Source organism: Nostoc commune NIES-4072 (assembly GCF_003113895.1).
In the GTDB taxonomy this organism is placed as follows: domain Bacteria; phylum Cyanobacteriota; class Cyanobacteriia; order Cyanobacteriales; family Nostocaceae; genus Nostoc; species Nostoc commune.
Genome location: NZ_BDUD01000001.1, coordinates 566,941 through 591,070 on the forward strand (window position 1 = coordinate 566,941; position 24,130 = coordinate 591,070).

The 24,130-nt window shown below is 39.7% G+C and carries 13 protein-coding genes and 3 pseudogenes; 11 read left to right on the forward strand and 5 right to left on the reverse strand.

Annotated features, from left to right (window positions below):
* Nucleotides 1-780 precede the first annotated feature (780 nt).
* From CDC33_RS40135 to CDC33_RS02515, 5 genes and pseudogenes are all read left to right on the forward strand, one after another.
* Nucleotides 781-1,854 (forward strand): annotated as a pseudogene (locus CDC33_RS40135) (AAA-like domain-containing protein).
* 45 nt (nucleotides 1,855-1,899) lie between these two features.
* A pseudogene (locus tag CDC33_RS41555) lies at nucleotides 1,900-2,940 on the forward strand (AAA-like domain-containing protein); the annotation flags it as partial.
* Between the two features lie 483 nt (nucleotides 2,941-3,423).
* Nucleotides 3,424-5,355: pseudogene (locus tag CDC33_RS41560) on the forward strand (WD40 repeat domain-containing protein).
* Nucleotides 5,356-5,385: 30 nt separating this feature from the next.
* Nucleotides 5,386-6,594, forward strand: coding sequence for a precorrin-6y C5,15-methyltransferase (decarboxylating) subunit CbiE (cbiE, locus tag CDC33_RS02510; RefSeq protein WP_109007158.1), 1,209 nt, complete (start codon nucleotides 5,386-5,388; stop codon nucleotides 6,592-6,594).
* A 283-nt stretch (nucleotides 6,595-6,877) separates the two neighbouring features.
* Complete coding sequence (locus tag CDC33_RS02515) at nucleotides 6,878-7,138, forward strand: DUF7219 family protein (protein WP_109007159.1); 261 nt, start codon at nucleotides 6,878-6,880, stop codon at nucleotides 7,136-7,138.
* Between the two features lie 71 nt (nucleotides 7,139-7,209).
* On the opposite strand, the gene CDC33_RS02520 is transcribed toward CDC33_RS02515, so the two are convergent.
* Entirely contained in the window at nucleotides 7,210-7,632 is a 423-nt protein-coding gene (locus tag CDC33_RS02520; protein WP_109007160.1) for a hypothetical protein, read from the reverse strand.
* A 279-nt stretch (nucleotides 7,633-7,911) separates the two neighbouring features.
* Here CDC33_RS02520 and CDC33_RS02530 point away from each other — a divergent pair, with 279 nt between their 5' ends.
* Both CDC33_RS02530 and CDC33_RS02535 read left to right on the forward strand, forming a co-directional pair.
* Nucleotides 7,912-8,115, forward strand: coding sequence for a type II toxin-antitoxin system HicB family antitoxin (locus tag CDC33_RS02530; RefSeq protein ID WP_109007161.1), 204 nt, complete (start codon nucleotides 7,912-7,914; stop codon nucleotides 8,113-8,115).
* On the forward strand, nucleotides 8,112-8,339 hold the full coding sequence (locus tag CDC33_RS02535; RefSeq protein WP_109007162.1) for a type II toxin-antitoxin system HicA family toxin: 228 nt from the start codon (nucleotides 8,112-8,114) through the stop codon (nucleotides 8,337-8,339). Before CDC33_RS02530 ends, CDC33_RS02535 begins: the two co-directional genes overlap by 4 nt.
* A 19-nt stretch (nucleotides 8,340-8,358) precedes the next feature.
* Here CDC33_RS02535 and CDC33_RS02540 read toward each other — a convergent pair whose 3' ends face one another.
* Nucleotides 8,359-14,034: an alpha-2-macroglobulin family protein gene (locus CDC33_RS02540; protein WP_181373870.1), complete on the reverse strand. Its 5,676-nt coding sequence runs from the start codon at nucleotides 14,032-14,034 to the stop codon at nucleotides 8,359-8,361.
* Between the two features lie 491 nt (nucleotides 14,035-14,525).
* Between CDC33_RS02540 and pbpC the strand changes: the two genes are divergently transcribed.
* A complete protein-coding gene (gene pbpC / locus CDC33_RS02545) occupies nucleotides 14,526-16,901 on the forward strand; it encodes a penicillin-binding protein 1C (protein ID WP_109007163.1) in 2,376 nt (791 codons plus the stop codon).
* Nucleotides 16,902-17,084: 183 nt separating this feature from the next.
* On the opposite strand, the gene CDC33_RS02550 is transcribed toward pbpC, so the two are convergent.
* From CDC33_RS02550 to CDC33_RS02560, 3 genes are all read right to left on the reverse strand, one after another.
* Nucleotides 17,085-18,701, reverse strand: coding sequence for a sensor histidine kinase (locus CDC33_RS02550; RefSeq protein WP_109007164.1), 1,617 nt, complete (start codon nucleotides 18,699-18,701; stop codon nucleotides 17,085-17,087).
* Between the two features lie 46 nt (nucleotides 18,702-18,747).
* On the reverse strand, nucleotides 18,748-19,245 hold the full coding sequence (locus CDC33_RS02555) for a hypothetical protein (RefSeq protein ID WP_109007165.1): 498 nt from the start codon (nucleotides 19,243-19,245) through the stop codon (nucleotides 18,748-18,750).
* A gap of 256 nt (nucleotides 19,246-19,501) precedes the next feature.
* Nucleotides 19,502-20,431 (reverse strand): NmrA family NAD(P)-binding protein, encoded by a 930-nt coding sequence (locus CDC33_RS02560; RefSeq protein WP_109007166.1) that lies wholly within the window; start codon nucleotides 20,429-20,431, stop codon nucleotides 19,502-19,504.
* A gap of 198 nt (nucleotides 20,432-20,629) precedes the next feature.
* Here CDC33_RS02560 and CDC33_RS02565 point away from each other — a divergent pair, with 198 nt between their 5' ends.
* The 3 genes from CDC33_RS02565 (at nucleotide 20,630) to CDC33_RS02575 (ending at nucleotide 24,015) form a co-directional block, all read left to right on the forward strand.
* Nucleotides 20,630-21,394 (forward strand): red chlorophyll catabolite reductase, encoded by a 765-nt coding sequence (locus CDC33_RS02565; RefSeq protein ID WP_109007167.1) that lies wholly within the window; start codon nucleotides 20,630-20,632, stop codon nucleotides 21,392-21,394.
* 69 nt (nucleotides 21,395-21,463) lie between these two features.
* Nucleotides 21,464-22,498 carry a nitrilase-related carbon-nitrogen hydrolase gene (locus CDC33_RS02570; RefSeq protein ID WP_109007168.1) on the forward strand — a complete coding sequence of 345 codons (1,035 nt, stop codon included), beginning with the start codon at nucleotides 21,464-21,466 and terminating at the stop codon, nucleotides 22,496-22,498.
* Between the two features lie 98 nt (nucleotides 22,499-22,596).
* Nucleotides 22,597-24,015: an aldehyde dehydrogenase family protein gene (locus CDC33_RS02575; protein WP_109007169.1), complete on the forward strand. Its 1,419-nt coding sequence runs from the start codon at nucleotides 22,597-22,599 to the stop codon at nucleotides 24,013-24,015.
* Nucleotides 24,016-24,130: the final 115 nt, after the last annotated feature.

Below are 24,130 nucleotides of genomic sequence, written 5' to 3' on the forward strand. Positions count from 1 at the left end.
CGACTACTCGAATTCAAGGGAGCATCCCAATTTTGCAAATCTACCAAGATAATCAGCAATTTTTGTAGGGAGGACACTGCTTAACGTTCACTCAAACCCTTATTTTTATGTTGTGGGCAGGGTGGTTTCATCCGAAAAAAGAAAAATACATAAGTCTTGATTTCTTGTTTTGTGGCATAGCTTTTTCCCTCACTTCCATTCCTCTCCCCCACGGGGGGAGAGGCTTTGAAACCCAGTTTTAGTTTTTCTTTGCTTGTATGAAACCACCCTGCTTCCCTATGAGCGAAGGGGGAAAATTCAAAGCCTCTCTCCTTTTAGGAGAGAGGTTTGGAGAGAGGTCAAAATATTAAGTTGCACATCGCGTGACTTACGCAAGAGTTACGGAATAACGAACCGCAGAGGCGCAGAGAAGCCAGTGCGCCCTTGCGGTTCCCCGACTTGTTCGCTCTTAGCGTTCCCGCAGGGTAGCAACTGGCGCGACACGGAGAAATCAGAGTTTGAGAGATATTTTGCGTAAGTCCTTTACTTAAAAATAGGTGAATTAGAACTAGAAAAATGCTGATAAATCAAGAAAATTTTGAAAAAATATATCAGGATGAATTGACTCCTAAACAAAAGAAAGTATTGCCTTTATTTTTAGCTGGACAAACAGATGAACAGATAGCCAAAGAACTTGGCGCTACCCATCGTTCTACAGCTAGCCATCAACTCAGAAATATATCTACTAAATTTGGTTTTCCCCCTGAGACTGAACCAGATTATCGGTGTAATCTGATTGAGATGTTTGCTAAATATAAGCCAGAGTTAGTTAGTGTTAAAGCTTTAGAAAAATGTGGGCATATCATTCAGAATATCCGCTTTCCAGAAGGGCCGGAACCACTAAATTCTGCTTTTTATCAAGAACGTTCTCCCATCGAATCTCGTTGTTATATTGCTATGAAAGAACCAGGCGCACTAATTCGGATTAAAGCACCTAAACAAATGGGTAAAACTTCGCTGCTGAAGAGAATTATAGCTGAAGCTAAGAAAAGTAGTTAGAATACGGTTTATTTGAATTTTAGCTTAATAGAAAAAAATAAATTTACTAATGCTAATGATTTTCTCCGCAGTTTTTATGCTTATGTCATTAATCAACTACCTTCAGCACCTCCACTATGTGTATGGGATAAAGACACTCCCAGTATGGTGAACTGCACTTTAACATTTCACAGATTGCTAAAACAATTAGATGGGGTTTTAGTTTTAGCTTTAGATGAAATAGACAAATTATTTGAATACCCAGAGATTTATGAAAACTTTTTTCCAATGTTGCGTAATTGGAATGAAAATGCTAATGAGTCAGAAACATGGGAAAAATTGCGACTAGTAGTAGCACATTCTACAGAAGACTATGGACGTTTAGATATTAATCAATCTCCTTTTAATGTTGGATTACCAATTAAATTAGAAGAATTTACTGAAGAACAGGTGAAGAGTTTAGCTATCCGACATGGATTAGATAGTAAAAATATTCTTCCAATTATGTCTCTAGTGGGGGGAGATCCTTATTTGGTGCGGTTAGCACTTTATTATTTGGGATCTCAGGATGCAAGTATTGGGGAATTGCTTGAAGAGGCTACTACAGATACAGGGATTTATACTGAACACTTACGCCGACATTTGGAGACTCTCCAAGAAAATCAAGAGTTAGGAAGAGTATTTCAAGAGATAGTGAGTAATACTCAAGGGATTAAAGTAGAGCGTAAAAATCGGCAATTTTATCAATTAGATAGTATGGGAGTGATTAAATTTAGCAATAATTTTGTGATGTCACGCTGTAGATTGTATCATGAATATTTTGGCTATCGCTTGTAGTTAAATCTAAACGAACCACTAAGAAGCCAAGGCGCAGAGGAAAAAATGGGACTTAGTAACTATTATAAAGTCGGTGGGAGTTTAAATGCTAATCATCGCACCTATGTCGTCAGAAAAGCAGATATACAAATATTTGAATTGCTGAAAGCTAGGGAATATTGTTTTGTATTTAACTCGCGTCAAATGGGTAAATCTAGTTTGCGAGTTCAAACAATCAAAAAACTTAGAACAGCAGGAATAAAATGTGCTTCTATTGATTTAACGATTATTGGTAGTCACGCCAGTGCAGAAAAATGGTATAAAGGATTTGCGAATCAGTTATTATCTAGTTTTGAAATAGATGATATAGACTTTAATGCCTGGTGGCTACAGCATAACTCTTCGACGGAGGTACAGAGATTAAACTTACTTTTAGAGTCATTGCTGCTAGAGAAATTTAGCTCTCAAGTTATCATTTTTATTGATGAAATCGATAGCTTAATCAAAAGTAAATTCAAAGATGATTTTTTTGCTTTAATTCGCGCTTGTTATAATCTCCGGGCTGAATCTCCCAAATATGAGCGTCTAACTTTTTGTTTGCTTGGAGTAGCGACACCAGGAGATTTGATTCAAGAAAGAGAACGCACACCTTTTAATATTGGTAGTTCCATAGAACTAACTGGGTTTAGCTTTGCAGAAGCAAAAGATGCCTTAATTCCGGGATTAGCGCACAAGGTAGAGCAGCCGGAAGCGGTGTTACAAGATGTGTTAAATTGGACGGCGGGACAACCATTTCTTACCCAGAAGTTATGCAGTTTAATTGTGCAGCAAACAGAAGATAGCTATAGTAATGTTAATGAATTGGTTGAGAATTATATCATCCAGAATTGGGAAGCACAAGATGAACCAGAGCATTTAAGAACAATCCGCGATCGCATTCTACGAAATGAACAAAAAGCTGGCAGATTACTAGGATTATATCAGCAAGTATTGCACTCAAGTCAAGGAGTTATTATAGATGGCAGTCAAGAGCAGACAGAATTAAGATTATCAGGTTTAGTAGTTAAACAAGACGGTTATTTAAAAGTATATAATTTTATCTATAAAGCAGTCTTTAATCAACAATGGCTCAGGCAAGAATTAGATAAACTCCGCCCTTATAGTGAGGCAATTAATAACTGGTTAAATTTCCAGCAAGATCCATCTTGGCTATTACGAGGTAAAGCCTTAGATGAGGCATTATTATGGGCAGTTGGCAAAAGTTTAAGTAATTTAGATTATGAATTTTTGCAAGAAAGTCAAAAAGTTGCTACAGAATTACAAATTGAGGTAAATCAGAAATTAGCATCAGCTAGTCAAAAATTAACTAAAGCTAATCTAACCGTTAAACAAAAGTTAGCTGATGCAAATAAAAAAGCAAAATACATAGTTTGGATTGGTGGAAGTATCGCAGCTATCCTCATACTACTAAGTGTGATTGTCGGACAAAATCAACTGCAAACAGCTAAGGAAGCTACCAAGCTTACACAAGTTGGGTATAATGCTGCACAACAATTTCAATCTAAACAACTTGAAGGTTTACTTTTAGCTATGAAGGCTGGAGAAGACTTAAAACATCTGGTTAAAAATCAGTCTTCTTTGGGAGAATATCAAACAATCACTCCCTTGTCTACTTTACTAAATATCCTTGTCAATATTCATGAATATAATCAATTTGATACTGGACAAATAACACTTAATAATTTAGCTTTCAGCCCCGATGATAAAATTATTGCTTCTGGTAGTGATGATGGTACTATTAAATTATGGCATCAGAACGGAACTGCGATCGCTACCATCTTAGGGCATAAAGATAAAATCAGAAGTCTTAATTTTAGCCCCAATGGAAAAATTATTGCTTCTGCTAGCCAAGATGGAACTATTAAGCTTTGGCAGCGAAATGGTACTCTAATTAAAACACTTTTGGGACATCAAAGTTGGGTAATTAGTGCCATCTTTAGTTTTGATAATACTATTGTCTCTGCTAGCAAAGATGGCACTGTAAAACTTTGGCAATCAGATGGGACTCTGATTCAAACTATTCCTCTTAAAAGTAATGCAATCACTAGCGCTACAATCAGCCCTAATGGTAAAATTATTGCCGTTGGGAATGAAGAAGGAAATATTGAACTATGGAAAAGCAATGGAACTTTCATCAAAACTATTGGTGGACATAAAGGTTGGGTGACAAGTATTAGCTTTAGTCCTGATGGAGAAAATATTGCTTCTGGTAGTGATGACAAAACTATCAAACTTTGGAAAGCCGATGGTACTTCAAGTGGAATTATCCAGGGGCATACAGCTAGAATAAATACTGTCAGTTTCAGTCATGACGGTAAAATAATTGCTTCTGGCAGTAGTGACCAAACTGTAAAGATTTGGCAACTAAATGGTACCTTAATTAATACCTTCATTGGACATAGCGATTAATTAGCTAGCGTGAGTTGGAGCCAAGATAGTCAAATCATTGCTTCTGGTAGTGACGACGGAATTGTGAAACTATGGAAGCTGAACCCAGATATAATGACTACATTAACTGGGCATAAACACGAGATAACCAGCTTAAATTTCAGCCCCGATGCCAAAATCATTGCTTCTGGTGGTAAAGACGGAATTGTGAAATTATGGCAACAAAATGGAACTGTAATTGCTAACCTCAGAGGACATCAAGATTGGATAAATAGTATTAGCATTAGCCCCGATGCTAGAACTATTGCTGTTGGTACTGCTCAAGGAACTGCTAAACTTTGGAAAATTAATGAAACCTTAATTCATACTCTAACTGGGCATAAAGTTGGGGTAACAAGTGTTAGTTTCAGTCCTAATCAAAGAATTATAGCTTTTGGTACTGACCAAGGATCTATTAAACTCTGGAAGTGGGACGGGACTTTAATTAAAACCTTGGCTGGGCATAAAAATTGGGTAACAAGTGTTAGTTTCAGCCCTGATAGCAAGATTCTCGCTTCTGGTGGTGATGATGGAACTATTAAACTTTGGCACTTAGACGGAACTTTAATTACTACCTTGACTGAACATAGAAAGGATATTAATAGTATTATTTTTAGTCCTGATAGCCAAATCATTGCTTCAGGAAGTACAGATCAAACTATAAAACTTTGGAAAAGTAATGGAACTCCTATCACTACCCTAATCGGACATAGCGGTTCAGTAACAAGCGTCAGTTTCAGCCATGATGGAGAAATCATTGCTTCTGGAAGTACAGATAAAACTGTAAAACTTTGGAAAAAGGATGGAACTCCTATTACTACCTTGACTGGACATAATGATTTAGTGACAAGCGTCAGTTTCAGCCCCGATGGAAAAATCATTGCTTCTGCTAGTAAAGATGGCAAGGTGATTTTGTGGAGTTTGCGGTTAGATAATTTACTTGCACAGGGATGTCAATGGCTTCAAGACTATTTTACTACTCATCCAGAAGCTCATAAGAGTCTGCATTCGTGTAGTAAAAATTACGTCTCTTAGTTATGAAGTAATAATTAATCATGAATTAGCATGACACAGAAATGGCTTTCTATCGTCGGCATTGGGGAAGATGGGTTACAGGGGTTAAGCGCGATCGCTCGTTCTTTACTCGATCAAGCTAAAGTAATTGTAGGAGGCGATCGCCATTTAGCTATGCTCCCTACAGATGACCAACGTAAGAAACTAGTTTGGACATCTCCCATTAGTACTTCAGTTGACGAAATCATTACGCGTCGAGGTGAGTCAATTTGCGTACTTGCAAGTGGCGACCCGATGTGTTATGGCATTGGAGTTACCTTGATGCGGCGAATTCCCGTCTCTGAAATGACGATTATCCCCGCACCTTCAGCCTTCAGCCTCGCCTGTGCCAGGGTTGGGTGGTCTTTAACTGAGGTGGAAACCTTGAGTTTGAATGGTCGTCCATCCTCTCTACTCCAGTCTTATATTTACCCAGAAGCGCGACTGTTGATTTTGAGTGAGGGGAAGGACACACCCGCCATTGTTGCCCAGATTTTGACAAATCGCGGCTATGGTGGCAGTAAAATTACCGTACTGGAGCGGATGGGCGGCGCTCATGAAAGAATTGTGGAAGGTACGGCTGCATCCTGGAGTGAAACTGAAATTGCTGCTTTGAATGCGATCGCAGTTGATTGTATTGCTGATGCTGGGGTTATCCCTTTACCAAGATTACCAGGATTACCAGATAACGCCTATTACCACGATGGACAATTAACGAAGCGTGAAGTTAGGGCAATTACCCTAGCAGCTTTAGCACCGACACCGGGAGAATTATTGTGGGATGTTGGGGCGGGTTGCGCCTCAATTTCTATTGAATGGATGCGGAGTAATGCTCGATGTCGAGCGATCGCGATCGAACAAAATTCTTCTAGACTAATATATATTGCTGATAATGCCGCTACTCTTGGTACTCCAAATCTGCAAATCATTGAAGGTAAAGCGCCTCATGCCCTGAAAGACTTGCCTACACCAGATGCGATTTTTATTGGTGGTGGGGTGACAGCAAGAGGACTTTTTGATGTTTGTTGGGAAGCACTGCGGCCAGGTGGACGTTTGGTGGCAAATGTGGTGACGGTAGAGGGTGAGCAAACTTTATTTCAATGGCATCAACGAATCGGTGGTGATTTAACTCGTATTGCCATTCAACGGGCGGAACCTATTGGTAAATTTTTGGGCTGGCGAGGAATGGCGGGTGTGACGCAATGGGTAGTTGTCAAATAACAAGATGAATCATAAGCTAAGGGAACTTGATTTAAAATTTAAATTTCTATTACTTATGATTACAACACTATTACCAGAAGCTGGTATTGGTCACACTCAATGTTCATAATTGAAAAATCTTACTTCTCCTACAGTTAATAAGCAGCTAATTGCTGTAAAATCTTTTTGTGTTGCCTTTTAGACTAGCTCATGGTTTGCAAAAATCGCGGCAATTTATTTATTTATTGAAGCGATTTCTGTTGTGATTATCGTTGACAAAAAGTCACTTATTAGGGGTGAAGTAATGGACGAGCATAATCTTGACGACAAAAATAAATTTCTTTACCCTCGTAGTCGCTATTACGGTCAAGTTAAGCCAGAGAATTTAGTATTTAATGCCAACCTTCAAGAATTTGCTCAAAAAGTTGGCTACATTACCGGTTTAGAAACATCTGGAAAGCTTGATCCAGAAGATGCTTACAAACAGATTAAAGCACTTTGGCAACAGTTGAAACGTAGTAAAAAAGGATTGTTCATTGGTGAGGAACCACGAGAAAAATCCTGAAGTTGGTTAGGAAACGCGATAATGCGATCGCTATTTATAATCACCCTTGCAAAAGCGCGATCGCCTGTGTTTTAAGCACCCTGTTTATCTACTATTAGATTCCTAAACTTTTCTTCATCAAAACTAACCCCGTGACGTTCTAAATATGGGCGTAAATTTATTTTAATGAATAAATCTTTTAGTTCCTGGGCAATTTCTTGGGGTGGATTTCCTGATAAGGCGTAGGCGTAGCCCGCCGCAGGCATCGCAATCAAACGTTCTGCTGCTCGAAATTCACCACAGTCTATTGCAAGGCTTGCAGCACTGCGATGTAATACTGAACGAGTCGGCTCGGCATCAAGTTGATTTGCAATCAGTGCAGCAGCTTGAGATTCTTTTTCAAAAGCTTGTCGAGAAACTTGACTAGATTGCTTTAAGTCTCCTCTGAGTTTAGCAGTAAAAGCTGCTTCGGCCAAATCCATCGCCTGTTTATGCAACTCCAGAATCTGACTCATTTTTCCACAATAAAAGATAGGGGTCTGCTAAATTCAACAATAATAATGTAGGCTGGAAATTCGCCATCAGAAGGATTAGTTTGCTCGATTTTTTGTTTGACTCTAGCTCTAACCCTGCTATCATCTGCTTTACGTAGACCTGAAACTTCCAGCCTTACTTTATTTTGAAACGGAAGTTCACCAGCTTCATCTTCACTACCTAACCAATAATCAAATCCAGTGCCTTTGCGCGATCGCCAAAAATCATTAAAAATAGAAAAGTAGGTTCATTGTCAAGTTATGAAACTCAAAGTTGTACTAGAACCCAGTGATGAAGGTGGATACACCGTCCATGTTCCCTCACTTCCTGGCTGTATCAGTGAAGGAGAAACTGTGGAAGAAGCATTAGAGAATATCCAAGAAGCAATAGAACTTTACCTTGAACCATTAGAAGATGAATTGATTACTCAAGAAGGCGTAATTGTCAGGGAATTGGTATTGTGAGCAAAGTTCCTAATTTACCCTACACTCAGATTATCGCTGCTTTAGAACGGGATGGATGGATAGTTGTACGCCAGCGAGGTAGTCACATTAGATTGGAAAAAAGCATACCGGATGAAGTCTTGAAATTGACTGTTCCAGCCCATCGCCCAGTTAAGCGTTCTACCCTAGCTAAGATTTTAAAGCAGGCCCGTATAGACTTGGAAAGATTTTTAGATTTGTTGTAGCCAAAGATGGCATAAATAATTATTTCCCATCCTCCAGTATTAATGTAGACTCAGCAGTACGCCCAAATTCTTCTGGTGCATATTGCAAACGAACTTCTGCACCAGGCCAAGAAAATGTACCAGGAGTAACAGAACGGACTAAGTAATGCAGACTATAAACTCCTGGTTCCAGGTGGTCGGTGTAGGCGATAATGCGATCGCGGTACACATCCCTAAACCCAAGTTCCCAGCTATCGGCTTTTGCTTGTAATGCAGCTGTGGTAGTTTGAAAACTTGCATCCACCGCCTCAAAACCTGATGGTAGCGGATCTTTAATTACTATATGATCCACGGGGCGATCGGCAATGATTTCTAAACCAATATCAAACACCTGTCCAGAGGCTAAAGTCAAGGGTTTATCGAAAGCGTAAAGACCTGTTTTTTGTAAAACTTTCTCTTTATTTACTTGACCAATTTCTCGTGTGATGCGTAAACCATTAAATCTGCCTGGTTGATTTCCTTGCAAGCGATAATTATAAGCAACCAGATAGTGTAAAGTGCCATTACCTGATTTTTGCAGCGTTAAATCATTACGCCCACGAGGTAATAGATTCATCGGCACAATTAGTTGTAAGCTAGGATTTTTGTAACCTTCAAAGCGATTTTCTCCTAACTTATTACCAGCTAATTGTACTGTGGCAACAAAATTAGGTGGTGTAGGTTGCAGTTGGCTATATTCTACCAAAGCTGTTAAAGCTTGGGCATTATTATAGTTAGTTTGCCATGTGCCATCGCGCCGCAGTGCTAGAAGACTTTGGAATAACTTATCTATAACTTCGGGTTTACTTTGTTTGGCAATAAATAAACGTAAAGCTTGGGCTTGCGTCGTCGTAGATGAACTCATCCATCCCCAACTGCTGGGTAAACTCACAACTGCTGTGCGACCCGTTTCATATATACTCTGTTGCAGCTTGTTTACTAATTGTTGAGATTCATCTTGCCATTCTGGGAATTGAGATAAATATCGCGCCAGTTTGATTTGAGTTACTAAATCAAAATTATTGCGCTGTTCATAAATGTCTGCAAGGAAGGTATTGCGTTTTTCTCCCAATTCTGATAAAGCAATTAAAGCATTAAGTTGCAGTTGCCTTTTACATAATTGCTGTTTACAAAAGTCATATTCTCCAGGGTTCGCTAGAACTTTTTGCAGATAAGTTTTCAGGCGAGACAGCATTGCAGAATCGACTAAATTAGGAAACACCTGACTAGCTTTAGCCAAAGATTCACCTGAGTATGAAGAAACCCAAGGGTCAGATTTTTCTTGTTTGGGGAAAGCAGTAAAACCACCATCTGCTATTTGGAGTTTTTGCAATTGTTCAATAGCTTGTTTTGCCTGTTGGCTAGGATTAAATTCTAAAAATGTCTGACCATATTTTTGTGTAAGATTTTGCAGATTAGCCGCAATCATTAACTGACTTGCAGCAGGTTCTGTAAACGGTAAATCATCATCTTCTAAAACCTGCTTTGCTGGTGCTTGAATCTCTGGAATTAAGGTACTCGCCAACTGAATATCTAAACCTCCCGCATCAGGGAAGATATTTTTATCAACATTCAGGGGAATTTTTACTTGTTTTTCAGTAGCACCAGTTTCAACGACTTGTTCCGTAATTTCAATTGGCTTAATTTCTAAAGGAACTTCAAAAGCATCTGCGGCTGTACCATTTAGTTGAGTAGTAAAGCGAACTTTCCCAACTCCCACACTATCCGCTACCATTGGAAAGCGATAAGCGTGAGTTGCGGATTCAGCTTTGGTTTGCAAAGCAGTAGCTGTGGGGTTTTTGTCAGCAAACTTCACAGTACCGCTAAGTTCGCCATTAATTGAGAGATTTCCTGTATTCCCAGTGTTGTTAGTTACAGATAAACCAGCAAGGATGCGATCGCCTGGACGGGCAAACTGTGGCAAGATGGCATTAGTTAGCAGTGGCTTTGTGCTGATAAACGTCGCGTCTCCATTCCCGAAACGCAGATTTCCATCAGTGGCGACAGCCATCACCCGCCATGTAGTTAAGTCATCCGGGAGTTTAAAGGTTATCTGTGCATTACCATTAGCATCGGTCAGAACAGAACCGTTGTAGTAAGCTAAGGCTTGAAAATCGGTACGGGTACGAGTATTGGCTGCACCAGTTGAGAAACCACCGCCATAACCCCAACCTTTGGGTTTAGCTACATCTTGTGGTTGTAATATGACATCTGGACGATTATCGCTAAAGCGCGTAGATATTGGCTGTTCTGCATAAACTGTATCTACCAAATTTGGCGGACGATAACCAGAAAGTTGTAACACTGCCTCATTTACCACCATGACTGTAAACTGTCCTTTGGTGGGATTGCCTTGATTATCCTTCAGTTCTAGTTGTACCGTTTCCTCCGCACCAGGTTCTAATGATGCTTGAAGTGGCTTAACTTGCAGTTTTAAATACTTATCTTCTAAGTTAACTTTAAAAGGTGTAAAACCAATCTTCACCAAGTTATCTAAACTTCCCGGTTCCACTTGGTTGATGGGTTTACCTTGTCTGACTAAGATAGCTTCAATGGCTGCATTTGGCAGCATTTCTGGCGTGACTTTAAACTGAATTTGTGGTGCGCTTCCCTGAGTTTTGGTAATTTGCTGATAAAGGGGTTTGTCTTTAATCACAGCAAAGTACAATTCTGCATCTGGATAGGGAGATTGAATTAGTACAGTAGCGGTTTCACCAGGTTTAAACTCTTTTTTATCTAGCTGAATTTCTAAGACATCTTTTTCTTTAGAACCCCAAAATACTGGATTTTCCCCAGTTGCCCAAATTTGTAAATCTGTGGCGCTTAATTCGTCTTTGGCATCACTAAAATTAACTCTAATTCGGTATGAACCAGATTCGGGTGCTGTCAAATTTACCGATTGCGGATTGCTAGCAGATGTAATTTCTGCTTGTCCGACTGTTTTATATTCAACTTGATTTTTTGGAGTTCGGCTACCTTCTACCAACTGCGTAACGCTGCTGTATTTAATCTGTTGTAATTCCAGCCGCACTCGTTGACCTGTTATCAGTTTTCCTGTAGGGTCAGTAACAATCACTTCAATAGGGAAAGCCTTACCAGCATCAGCGATGAAATTACTTTTTAACCCGATAAGGCGATTACTCGGTAGGGCTGTAAAAGTTTTAGAATTCGCTACAGATAGATTAGAAACATCTGCAACTTGCACATCCACCTGGTAAGTCATCGGATATGGTAAATCATTAGCCACATTAACAGCTTGACTACTTTTACCATTAGCATCTAATTGGACATTAGTTTGTAAGACATCACTAGATATAGTAGGGGTTTCCTCTGGCCATAACCATTGCCTACCAAAAGTAAATTCATCCCAACCTTTAGGGACAAAATTAGCCTGTTGGCGAGTAATAAAGTATTTTGCTTCGCCACCTTCTACAGGCGCACCAAATAAATAATTACTTGTAGCATTAATATTAACTTTCTCGTCAATGAGAGCAAATTCTTTATCTAAGTTGAGTTCGACTTTAAAATTGGGCGGCTTAAACTCAGCTACCCGAAATTCTCCAGAAATTTCTTGTCCATTCTTACCTTTAGCTTGGATTGTATAATAGCCTAAGCGCTGAGTAGTTTTAATTGGCAGTTCTAGAGAAAATGTACCAAATTCATTTGTAGTTTGCGTACCTAAATTAGTCTTTTGCCCATCAGGATTAACCAAAGTTAATTGGTAAACAGCATTTTTATCTTGTTGGATTGCACCATTTTGCAAAAAGTCAGCAAAACCAGTTAAGCAAGCTTTTTCGCCTGGTTGATACAACTGTCTATCCGAAAAAATTACCCCGCGTGATTCAGGTTTTCCAACTTGCCAGCCTGCATCAATACCATATCCATAAACGCCGCTATATTCTTCAACTCTGGCAAATGCCCAATCTTGATTTTCACGGGCAATTACTAATAATTGTGGTGATTTACTAGAACTTTCATTTCCCGAATAACATTGCTGTAATCCTTCACGAAGAATTGTAAAAGTTCCATTTTCATCAGTTTTACCCGTTGCACAAGGTACAGGTTCGGGGCGAGATTTAGCTTGTAATTTTAATTGATAAATTTCAACAGCAGCCGCTTGAACTGGCGAACCATCTGTAAGATGATTGACGCGAATTAAGCCCGACTCAGGAAACCACTGAGTAAATACGCCCAAATTCGTCAATTCAACCATGCCATAAGTTGTAGGTTCTCGCCAGAGTTCCTTACCATTCTCCTGATATTTATTAGTGCGGGCTTGGACTCCATAAGCTAACATTCCCGTAGCTGCACTTATTTTTTCCCGCAGAAGAACAGCAATGTCAACTGATTGATTTTTCTTACCCGATACCTTAAAGCTTTGCCAATTAGAAGGTTCTGGTAATAAATCACTACCATTATTAAAATAAACTAAATCTGTCGGTTCAACTACTTTATAAGCTGCTTTGTACTTAGATTCTGGCAAATTTTCCGTACTAATATTTAGCTGTAAATCCTTACCTGTGGGGAAAATATTCAAATCTGATGGTACCCAAATATCCCCAGCTAAATCTCCAGTATCATATTTTAGTGTGACAGGTTTACCCAAAGTCTGCCCAAACTTATCTTTAAGGTTTTCGCCGATAGTAATTGTATAAGTCTTGGCAGGTTCTAGCGCGTAAGGATTAATGCCGACAACTTTATCTTCTTCGTTTATCTGGATAATTCTCGAAATTTCTTTTGGTGCTGGATTAATAGTAATATTTTCTTTAGCTGAATCTGGCAATAAGACGTTATTAAATTCTAGCTGTGGACTGCCTTTAATAAATCTTCCAAAAGTTCCACCTGCATCTGGCTGTCCGTAAAAGTTAATTTTTTGAAATGCTAAAGGCGAATAAGTTGCTAGCTTACTTACAAATTCTTTCTCTGTAGGTAGATTACCATAAGTAGGGCGGATTCCGGGAGAAAATACCAGGCGATAACGAGTTGCTTTTTCGAGATTTTGCTGGGGAATGAGGTTATAAATCCAATTGCGTACCGAAGGGTCAAATTTTTCTAAAGGTTCTTCATCTTTTAATGGTTTTTCTTCTTTGTTTAATTCGACTTTAAAGCCTACACCCTTGTTTTTTCCTTCAGGAATTAACTGTAAATGTTCTTGTACAGAACCTAAATCCAATTCGACATTTGAAGTAAACTGTAACTTTTGTTGTAAATCAATTGGTTCGATATCAGCTTTCTCAATGGGATTAACACCTGGTAAATTAGTCAGATTTATAGATTCAGTATTAAAAGTCCAAGGTAAATCTTTATCTAAGCGATGATTTTTTAAATCGGCTAAACCTGTTTTGAGGGTAACTTGAAATCTTGTTGCTATTGGCAATGCTTTCTCGGCTTGAAAACCCACCATGCGCGGTGTTAAAAAGCGAAACTGGCCAGGTAAAGGCGGCCAAAGGGCAAATTTTTCTAATATTTTCTGTTGTTCTGGACTGTCTAGGTTTTCAACTGGGATTAAAGCTTCTTTAAAACGGATGCGGATTTGGTTAAGAGATTTTGCATCTCCAATGGGACTAATTTGTTCAATCCAGTCTGGTAGTTTAGGCGGCGTGAGTGCGGATACTGTTGGGAGTTGTTCTTTACCTGAGTTGATACCAAAAAAATTACACCCTGCCATTCCTAGCATAAATGTAAAAAGAAGAAGATACTGTATTTTTCTCTTCTGGCTTGAAGAATGACTAATTTTTTTTAACGAACCGCCAAGGACGCCAAGAACGCCAAGAAAGAAATAGAGAATTTTTTGGTGGAAACGGAGGAAAGCTCTGATAATCATATTTTTAGTAATTAAAAATAAAAATTCACAAATTATAGACAACAAAAGTTTGCATTCCCTCATTGAGTTGACAATGCCAAGACTAATAAGGGAAGGCTGATGACTATTTTTTACTCAAATATTGGATTTAACTATGTTTATTTACATAGATAACCAATACCGTATGATTGTTCCGCAAAATCACTACAAATCTTAACTATGAAGAAGTATTTAAGTTCTGCAAATATTAATTTATATCTGCTAAGTTATGACAAATTAATTGTTAAGGATTTGACATATTTCCTGATTTAGATTTAATCGCTACGTCAAAATTAAGGTAAGTTTTCTTGGGCAGGGATTCCCTGATGAAACTAATTTTACGATCGCTACTCAAACTTAAGCACAGTAGTAAGATTATCCTGGCTGGGCTGCTAATCTGCCTAGTGGTACGCTTGCTACCTTATTTTGCGCCCATTCGTGCCGCAGATATTGCCCAAAATCAGTTGGCAATGCAATTTAGCGATCGCAATGGTTTACCATTAGGAACATTACTCACCCGTGACCAAGAGCATACATCAGTAGTACCACTAAATCAGGTTTCGCCCCAATTTATCCACGCTATTTTAGCCGCCGAAGATGGCAGCTTTTACCATCACGGGGCGTTGGATATGAAAGCTATTATCCGCGCCAGCAAAGAAGCCATCCACGCCAAACGAATTGTTTCCGGCGCTTCTACTATTACTATGCAGTTAGCCCGGATGTTAGATCCAGTGCCGCGCAGTTTCTCTGGTAAACTGAGTGAGATTTGGCTATCTTGGCGGTTAGCAGCAGGGATGAATAAAGATCAAATTCTCTCTGCATATATCAATCGCCTGCCAATGGGAGGGAATATATATGGTGTAGAAGCAGCCGCGCAGACTTATTTTTCCATCCCAGCTAGTGAATTGAATCTTGCCCAAGCTAGTTTGTTAGCTGCTATTCCCAATAATCCCACATACTTTAACCCTTACCAGCATTGGGAACGGCTGAAGCAGCGACAAAAATACGTTCTTAATCGGATGGTACAGGAAAAGTATATTAGTGAGGCGATTGCAGCCCGAACATCCGCCGAAAAAGTTGTGTTTCAATCTCGCCAACGGGGAATTATCGCCGCACCACACTTTTTATTTTGGTTAGCCAATCAAATCCCCCCTAGCAAGCCTTACAAAGCAGAGAATCAAGCCCCCTTTTTTAAGGGGGGTTGGGGGGATAAATCCGTTATTCGCACCACAATAAATCGCCCTTTACAGCAGTTTGTCGAAGCACAGGTGCAACAGGTGATTTCTTCTCTCGCTGCCAACAATGTCCATGATGCAGCTGCGGTAGTAATTGACAACCACACTGGCGAAGTTTTGGCTTATGTTGGTTCGCCTGATTACTTTAATGAAGCCAAACTAGGACGCAATGATGGAGTACAGGCGCTACGTCAACCAGGTTCTACCCTCAAGCCTTTTGTGTATGAATTAGCTTTAGAAAAAGGTTTAATTCGCCCAAATACCATTTTGGCAGATGTACCCGCCCATTATGCAATTCCCGGCGCGAAACTTTATAGCCCCACAGATTATACTGAAAGCTTTCTTGGCCCTGTACGGGTGCGAATCGCTTTAGCAAATTCCCTAAATGTCCCCGCAGTGAGGGTTTTAGAAAAAGTAGGCGTAGAAACTTTCTTAGAACGATTGCATCAACTGGGCTTTGAACACCTTAATCAAACCCCAGAACATTACGGTTTAGGGTTAACTCTCGGTAGTGGCGAAGTCAGTCTCTGGGAATTAGCCCGTGCCTACCTTACTATGGCACGACTCGGAGAAGCTACACCGCTAATAAGCACATTTTCCAATTCCCCACTCTCTACAGACGCGATGAATCACGTCTCTACCGACTCGCCACTCCCCAACCACACAATATGGCAATTAATTACCAACATACTTAGTGACAACCATGCTCGTGCAACAGCCTTTGGTGTAGACTCTGTGTTAAATTTACCTTTTCCGGTTGCTGTTAAAACTGGCACTTCTTCCAATTTTCGGGATACTTGGACAGTTGGCTTCACCACTGATTATACCGTCGCTACTTGGGTAGGTAATTTCAACGGCGAACCGATGCGTCAGGTTTCAGGCGTTACCGGGGCTGCACCTTTGTGGAATCGAATTATGTTACACCTGCACGAACATCAAGAACCAGCAGGTTTTCCGCCTCCAGAAGGTTTAGTGCAATTACCTATTTGTGCAATTACGGGGTTACGACCAACACCAGATTGTACCTCAGTTGTGCAAGAATATTTCTATCCAGAAGATAAAATTGCCTACGAAGGTAACAACCAATTCAATTTATCACCAGAGTATGATGAGTGGTTGGCAAAACAACACCAATCGAGTCTTGTTTCTACCAATTTGAGAATTTTATCTCCGCATCATGGCGATTTATTTTTACTGTATCCAGGTGAAGAAGCGAAGCAAAAACTCGAATTTAAACTAGCGGGAAATAAATCTGCGTCTATTGAATGGTGGCTAAATGGGGAAAAACTAGATACAAACTCAGCTAATTCTTTATTTTGGAATTTGCGTCCTGGTAAGTGGACTTTGGAAGCAAGAAGCGGCGAAATGACCGACAAGGTAAGTTTTCAGGTGGAATTAGCTAGTATTAAACCTACACGTAGAGGATTTTCTATTAGTAATTCTCAGGTAAGGGGGAATCGTCCATAGATAAAAAAGGCAGGGATTACCTGCCTAGTTCCGTTAAACAGTTTGATGAGTAAACTATTGCAGATCATATTGACAAAGGCATTACAAAATTATGTCAAAGGTATGACCACAAATAATAAGCTTGAATCAGAGCAAGGAAGTAGGATCAGATAGAAAAGAATGCTGCACAGTCGATATATTTGCTTACCACGTTTGCTTGATAGGAATCTCAATCAAAAACTCTGTACCCTTACCAGGTGCAGAAATACACTTGATTTTTCCCTTATGCTTATCTACTATAATCTGGTAACTAATAGATAATCCTAAGCCAGTGCCTTTACCTATAGGTTTAGTAGTAAAGAAAGGATCAAATAATTTAGTCTTAACTTCCTCTGGTATTCCTGGCCCATTATCTTTAATACTAATAAGCACACAGTTTTCATTCTTAACTTGAGTATGGATAATAATAGAGCTAAGGTGTTTTTTAGCCTCCCCTTTTAAACTTAAGCACTCTTCTTCCCACTCAGATAAAGCATCAATAGCGTTACTTAAAATATTCATAAATACCTGATTCAGTCCTCCTGCATAACATTCAACAAGAGGCAAATCACCATATTTTTTGATTATTGCAATTTCCTGCTGTTTATGCTTTCCTTTGAGACGGTATTGTAAAATTAATAGAGTGCTATCAATTCCTTGATGAATATCAACAGGTTTCATTTCTGCTTCATCAAGACGCGAGAAGTTCCGCAAAGTTAGCACAATCTCACGAATGCGGTCAGTACCAACTGCCATTGAAGATAAGACTTTCGGCATATCATCAATAATAAACTCTAAATCTATCTCATCAATTAAACTACTTAGTTCTGGGCTATAATTAAATTTTTGTTGCTGATACAGGTTAATTAAACTTAGTAAATCCTGACTATATTCTCTAACATGCGTCAGGTTACCATAAATGAAATTAACTGGATTATTAATTTCATGAGCAACACCAGCAACTAGCTGACCTAAAGAAGACATTTTTTCAGTTTGAATAAGTTGTACTTGAGCGTGTTGCAATTCTTGTAGTGTCTGTTGTAATTGATTATTTTTGTGTTTTAATTTTGCCGTTCTCTCTGCAACTTGCATTTCTAACCTATAATTTGTTTCTTCTAAGGCGGCTTGAGCAATTTTTTTAGCTTTTAAGTATTGCTGTAATAAGTGCAATACTAAAAGCCACGCTGGAATCAGCATTGCTAAACTTATAATAGATTCTAAAATTGCCCAAAACATTCTTTTGTAATAATCATCAACTTTTTGCTGTAACTGAAGTGAAATATTACGCTTTCTTTTAGCAACACCATCAGCATAAATTTGTTTTTGACTTTCATACTCACGACTAGAAAGTAATATTTGTGCTGTCTCTTTTTTATCTTTTTTAACCAATTCAAAAGATTGATATTCCATTTCTACTAAGCGTTGATTAGCAGCATCAACTTTTTTAGCATCCTCATTTTCATATACTTTAGGAGCCAATTTAATAGATTCTTTAATAGCAAGATCAAGTTTAGGTTCAAATTGGCGATACCGTTCTTCCCAAATAAATTTTCCTGTAGCAGCATTCATGCGTGCTGACATCGTTAATACTTCATCAAGATAAGTAATCTCATCACTCAGCATTTGCAGCTTAAATTCATACTTAGTAATACTATTAAAGTTATAATATGCTTGCCAATTGAGGCAAATTTGAGGAATAAACAAGATTAATGTTAGCAGTAACGTTATAGTTACTATTTGAGAGGGAAGGAATCTTAGTTTATTAGAAAAGTAAAGGTGCATTCTGATAATATTTTTTAGATATATGGTCATTGAGTATTAATCAAATTTAATACTCTCTAAGTTGAATCTCATCAGGATTAATACCGAAAATATTTCTCAAATTTCCTATAGGTTCATCTTGATAAGTTTCAAAGTTAATCTCATTTATTTGTTTGATTTTAATGTTTCTGCCATATATAAAACCCAAATTAAAATTTATTAAATCTAATGATGAGAATTTGTATGGATATGGATATATAAATTTAGCAAAAATTTTATAAATCAATAAATGTAGTTGATTAGTCTTTAAGTCATTACCCATTGTAAATCCAATTACAAAAGCTTCATCTTGAGGAGAAATACCTCTACCTAAAAGTATGTGAATATAATCATGATGGCGCAGACTAATTTTTCCGGGTAATGCTAATGGACTATTAGGGTTCTCTAGTAACCAAATTACAAAAGGAATTTTTGGTTTATGTAAACTAAATATTACTGCATGTACTTTTGTTAAATTCATTTTAGCTATGTCTAGTTGAAAATTTTCATCTAAATCAAAAGCCATATTCTTACTTGTAACCAAATAACTAACTTAGTAGTATTTGTTTTTACTCTGATTTGTCTATATTTACTCATAAAATTATTTTTATTTTTATAATTAAGTATAATAAAATCTATTTTCTATAAAGTTGCAGTATTATTACTGAATTTAGAGTATGGGCAAATGCATTTAAATGAGGAATCATCGACTGATGAAGTGTCATTGCGATCGCTCATGCAAAACTCCATAACCGCCTACTTTTGCCACAGTATACTTCCGATTACAGGCTTTCGTAGGTAAGTTGCGTATTTGCCCAGTTGGTTTCTGCCAAAAATTCCCTAAATGTGGTCAGAATTCCAGGAAACTCCTCTTCTCGTAAATGCTGGACATCGGCTTGATAACCTTGCTTGCGATACCACTGAATCAAATCGAACAGTTCCTTTTGCAACAAGAGTAAGAAAATCCAGGCTGGTGTCTCTTTGTAGACAACTTTCATCCCCTGCGCTTGGGAGAATGCCTGTGCCATTTCAAGAGGAGTTAGCACATCGCCAGCTAGCTCAATTTCTTGACCAATATACTTGATGGGATGTTTAATTATGTAAGCAGCAACGCGCCCCATGTCCTTCGTTGTAATTAGATGAAGGCGCTTGTCTGGTTGAATGGAAAATGGGAAACTACCTTTAAGGATGGAAGGTCGCGTGTACTTCTTCCAAAACTCCTCCATAAACAAGCAAGCTCGCAACATGGTAGTCGGTAAGCCAGCTTCTTTGAGAATTTTCTCTACTTGATACTTTTGCTCTATGCGGGGGATTCCTGAATTCCTATCCGCCCCACCTGCGGAATTGTAGACAAAGTGCTTAATGTCAGCCTGTTTAGCTACTTGTGCAACTCGCCTTGCTCTCTCCACCTCTAGCGGGTCAATTTTAGCGGAGTCCGCAGAAGTAGCGTGGCAGTAAACAGCCGAAATTCCTGTAAAGGCTTCTATGAGGGAGGCTTCATCGTCGAGGTTGGCTTTTACCAGTTCAACTCCAGCATCGTTGAGTTTTGCAAGAGTTGGACGATTAAGATCAATTTCTCTAGTGATAACTCGCAGGTTGGTAACTTTCTGTTCCAGAAATCCCTTAACGACATTTCCACCTGTGCCGCCAGTAACTCCGATGAGTAAAACTTTATCAGTGTTTGACTCTGTGCGATCGGGGAAATTTGACATTCTCTCTTCTACCTGGAATTATTTATTTAAACTAAGTTTATCCAAAGACAAGAAAAGCAAACAATAATTCCACGCCATTTACAGTTGTTCTAGCTCAGTGGAAGATTTAACGAATAATTCTGACAGAAGCTAGATGCTGGTTTTTTGCTTTTATATTATGTTTGTTTGCATTCTTATCTAAAAGGGTACATACAAACAGTGTTTGAGCAGCAACCTAATGTAGATAGTACAGCCTTATTTAACCAGTTGTGGGGCTTAACAAATGAACTCCGTGAGAAAATAGACGCTCGTTTTGAATTACATTCAGATCCGTCTACCAAGAACTTTCAAAACTACTCTGCTTTAGTTGGAGAAGCGCACGGTTCGCTCAATACTTTTTCTGGGCCAGAAATTGATTGGCTGGTGCATTCATGGCTGCGCGAACCTAAATCAGGCTTTTGCAATATGCACCTAACTGTTTGGCTCAAGTCTCAGATTCGTGTTCCTCATTTGGCTGTTGTCTTTGCCACGGTTCCAGAACTATTCTTTTTTATAGATTACGTCCCTCGCAGTGATCTATTCACTGACCTAGACTATTTGGATCGTTACTACGAACCTGTAAACCAGACATATTTGGCGTTTCTGGAAGATTCACGTTTTCAGCAGTATATTAGCAAAACGCTGTATATTCGTCAGGTACAATCCCATACTAGTTTGTGTTATACCAGCCCAGTTACAGAGGAGACACTAGCTCGCGTCCACACGGTAGCGCATGAGATGATAGATCGTTGGCTAGGTTGGGTAGATGAAGCTGAACCAGTACCAGAATCCAAGCGGGCTGCTTTATCTGAGCGTGATTTATTTGTGCGCCGCACTGTTGCTGAACGTGACCCAGACAACAAAATCGCTGTGCGGCTATTTGGGGCAGAAATGACAGATAAACTTGTACGATCGCTCTGGGGTGGCGTAGGCGTTCCGTCGTAGGCATCGCATTTTATAAAATTAGTTATTAGTAATTAGTCATTAGTCATTTGTTATGACTTTCAATGCCCCATGCCCATTAATCCAGAATCGTACCGCGCTTTAGCACTGCAAGTTACCTGTCATGCAGTCAACCAAACAAATGATTCCCAACAAGCGCGATCGCTCATGCAAAACTCTATCAACCGCCTAGCGCAACAAATTGCTGCCAGTATCGCTTTCATCGGCTTCGATTGTCGTTTAATTGTACTGCCTGAATATTTCCTCACAGGTTTTCCGATGGGAGATACTTTAGCAGGATGGGCAGAAAAAGCTTGTATAGAAATGGCTGGTGCTGAGTATGAAGCCCTTGGTAAAATCGCCCAAAAGCATAAAATCTTTTTAGCTGGTAACGCCTACGAAGTTGACCCCAACTTCCCCGGATTGTACTTCCAAAGCTGCTTTATTCTTGACCCTTCTGGCTCAATCGTCTTGCGATATCGGCGGCTAAATTCTTTATTTGCTCCCACACCCCATGATGTTTGGGATAAATATCTTGACTGCTATGGTTTAGAGGGAGTTTTTCCCGTAGCCAAAACGGAGATCGGTAATTTGGCAGCTTTAGCATCAGAAGAAATTTTGTATCCAGAAGTGGCGCGGTGTCTGGCAATGCGAGGAGCAGAGGTTTTTGTCCATTCCACCTCGGAAGTATACAACAAAAACCTCACACCTAAAGACGCAGCAAAAATTACTCGCGCCGTCGAAAATATGGCTTATGTAGTTTCAGCTAATACCGCAGGCATCGCTAATATTGCTATCCCCATTGCTTCGGCTGATGGTGGTTCTAAAATCATTGACCATCGCGGAATCGTTTTAGCAGAAACAGGTGCAGGTGAAAGTATGGCAGCATTTGCAGAGATTGATTTAGGAGCATTACGCCGCGATCGCCGCAGACCAGGGTTAAATAATTTACTTTCACGCCAACGATTTGAACTCTACGCCGAAAGTTATTGCCAATCATACTTTTACCCCGCTAATACTATGCTGGAAGGAGAAGTAGACCGCAAACACTTCCTCCAAACGCAGCAAGCCACCATTGAGCGGTTAGCCAAACTGGGAATTATTTGAATTTGGGAGTGGGGAGTAGGGAGTGGGGAGTACGGGAAGCAAGGGAAAAATAACTATTAATTATTGACAAATGACAAATGACCAATGACAAATGACAAATGACAAATCCAATAGAAGTCCGCAATCCTCGAACTGGCAAATTTGACTACGTAATTATCCCGCCGCCTCTCAGGCTGCTGGCACAGCAATGTAAGCGTACCCGCAGAGCGCAAGTTCGCTGGCAGCAACTGGGTTTAGACGGGAGAATTGAAGCCTTACAGCAGTGGAAGGAAGCGATATTATCAAGGCGCGATCGCTTGACGGAAGCTTTGGTAAATGATACAGGAAGATTATCGACCTCAGTATTAGAAATAGACTCCTTCCTCTCTAGCATTGATCGCTGGTGTAAGTTAGCGCCGGAATTGCTACAAGACTCTGCCAAAAACACAGCAATTCCATTTATCGCTTTGCAACAAACATCCGTTCCTTATCCCCTAGTTGGGGTTATTAGCCCGTGGAATTTTCCACTGTTACTGTCAACTATTGATACCATTCCGGCATTATTGGCAGGTTGTGCTGTCATTGTTAAACCCAGTGAAATTGCTCCCCGCTTCGTAGCACCCCTGAAAATAGCACTCAGCGCCGTTCCTGAATTGCGCGATGTTTTAACTTTTGTTGAAGGAGCTGGCGAAACTGGATCTGCTTTGATTGACAATGTAGATTTGGTGTGCTTTACAGGCAGTGTAGCAACGGGGCGAAAAGTAGCAGAAGCGGCTGCTAAACGGTTTATTCCGGCTTTTTTGGAATTGGGAGGAAAAGACCCTGCGATCGTTTTAGAATCAGCCAATTTAGAATTAGCAACCTCAGCAATATTGTGGGGTTCCGTCGTCAACACCGGACAGTCATGCTTATCAATTGAGCGAATTTATGTTGCTGAATCGATATTTGAAAAGTTTTACCATCAATTAGTAGCCAAAGCTTATCGCCTTCAACTAGCCTACCCCACAGTCGAAAGTGGAGAAATTGGCCCCATCATTGCCGAAAAACAAGCAGCAATTATTAGCGACCATCTCCTAGATGCAGTGGAAAAGGGAGCAGTAATTCACTGCGGCGGTGTAATTGAAGACTTAGGTGGAGGTTGGTGGTGTCGTCCGACAGTTCTCACGCAGGTTAATCATTCCATGAAAGTGATGACCGAAGAAACTTTCGGCCCCATTATGCCAATAATGCCTTTTTCCAAACTAGAAGAAGCAGTGTCTTTAGCGAACGACTCAATTTATGGATTGAGTGCTGCTGTCTTTGCCTCGGAAGCCGAAGCCTTAGAAGTTGCTCAACAGATAGATGCGGGTGGTATTAGTATCAACGATGCTGGACTAACTGCCATCATGCATGAAGGAGAAAAAAACGCCTTCAAATTCTCCGGTTTGGGAGGGTCACGCATGGGTGCTGCGGCGCTGAAACGGTTCATGCGAAAAAAAGCTATTTTGATCAAAACTAACGATACTAATGACCCTTGGTGGTTTGGGAATGGGGAGTGACCAATGCCATCATCACCTATTCCCGCAAGCAGGCTCACACTGAACCTGTACTCAGGTCAGTGTTGAGAGGAATTGCGGGTTAAAAACGAAACGTTCCCCGACTAATAACAACCGC

Coding starts and splice junctions, on each gene's coding strand:
- cbiE (WP_109007158.1), top strand. CDS start 5,386: ATGACACAGAAATGGCTTTCTATCGTCGGCATTGGGGAAGATGGGTTA.
- CDC33_RS02515 (WP_109007159.1), top strand. CDS start 6,878: ATGGACGAGCATAATCTTGACGACAAAAATAAATTTCTTTACCCTCGT.
- CDC33_RS02520 (WP_109007160.1), bottom strand. CDS start 7,632: ATGAGTCAGATTCTGGAGTTGCATAAACAGGCGATGGATTTGGCCGAA.
- CDC33_RS02530 (WP_109007161.1), top strand. CDS start 7,912: ATGAAACTCAAAGTTGTACTAGAACCCAGTGATGAAGGTGGATACACC.
- CDC33_RS02540 (WP_181373870.1), bottom strand. CDS start 14,034: ATGCTAGGAATGGCAGGGTGTAATTTTTTTGGTATCAACTCAGGTAAA.
- pbpC (WP_109007163.1), top strand. CDS start 14,526: ATGAAACTAATTTTACGATCGCTACTCAAACTTAAGCACAGTAGTAAG.
- CDC33_RS02550 (WP_109007164.1), bottom strand. CDS start 18,701: ATGCACCTTTACTTTTCTAATAAACTAAGATTCCTTCCCTCTCAAATA.
- CDC33_RS02555 (WP_109007165.1), bottom strand. CDS start 19,245: ATGGCTTTTGATTTAGATGAAAATTTTCAACTAGACATAGCTAAAATG.
- CDC33_RS02560 (WP_109007166.1), bottom strand. CDS start 20,431: ATGTCAAATTTCCCCGATCGCACAGAGTCAAACACTGATAAAGTTTTA.
- CDC33_RS02570 (WP_109007168.1), top strand. CDS start 21,464: ATGCCCATTAATCCAGAATCGTACCGCGCTTTAGCACTGCAAGTTACC.
- CDC33_RS02575 (WP_109007169.1), top strand. CDS start 22,597: ATGACAAATCCAATAGAAGTCCGCAATCCTCGAACTGGCAAATTTGAC.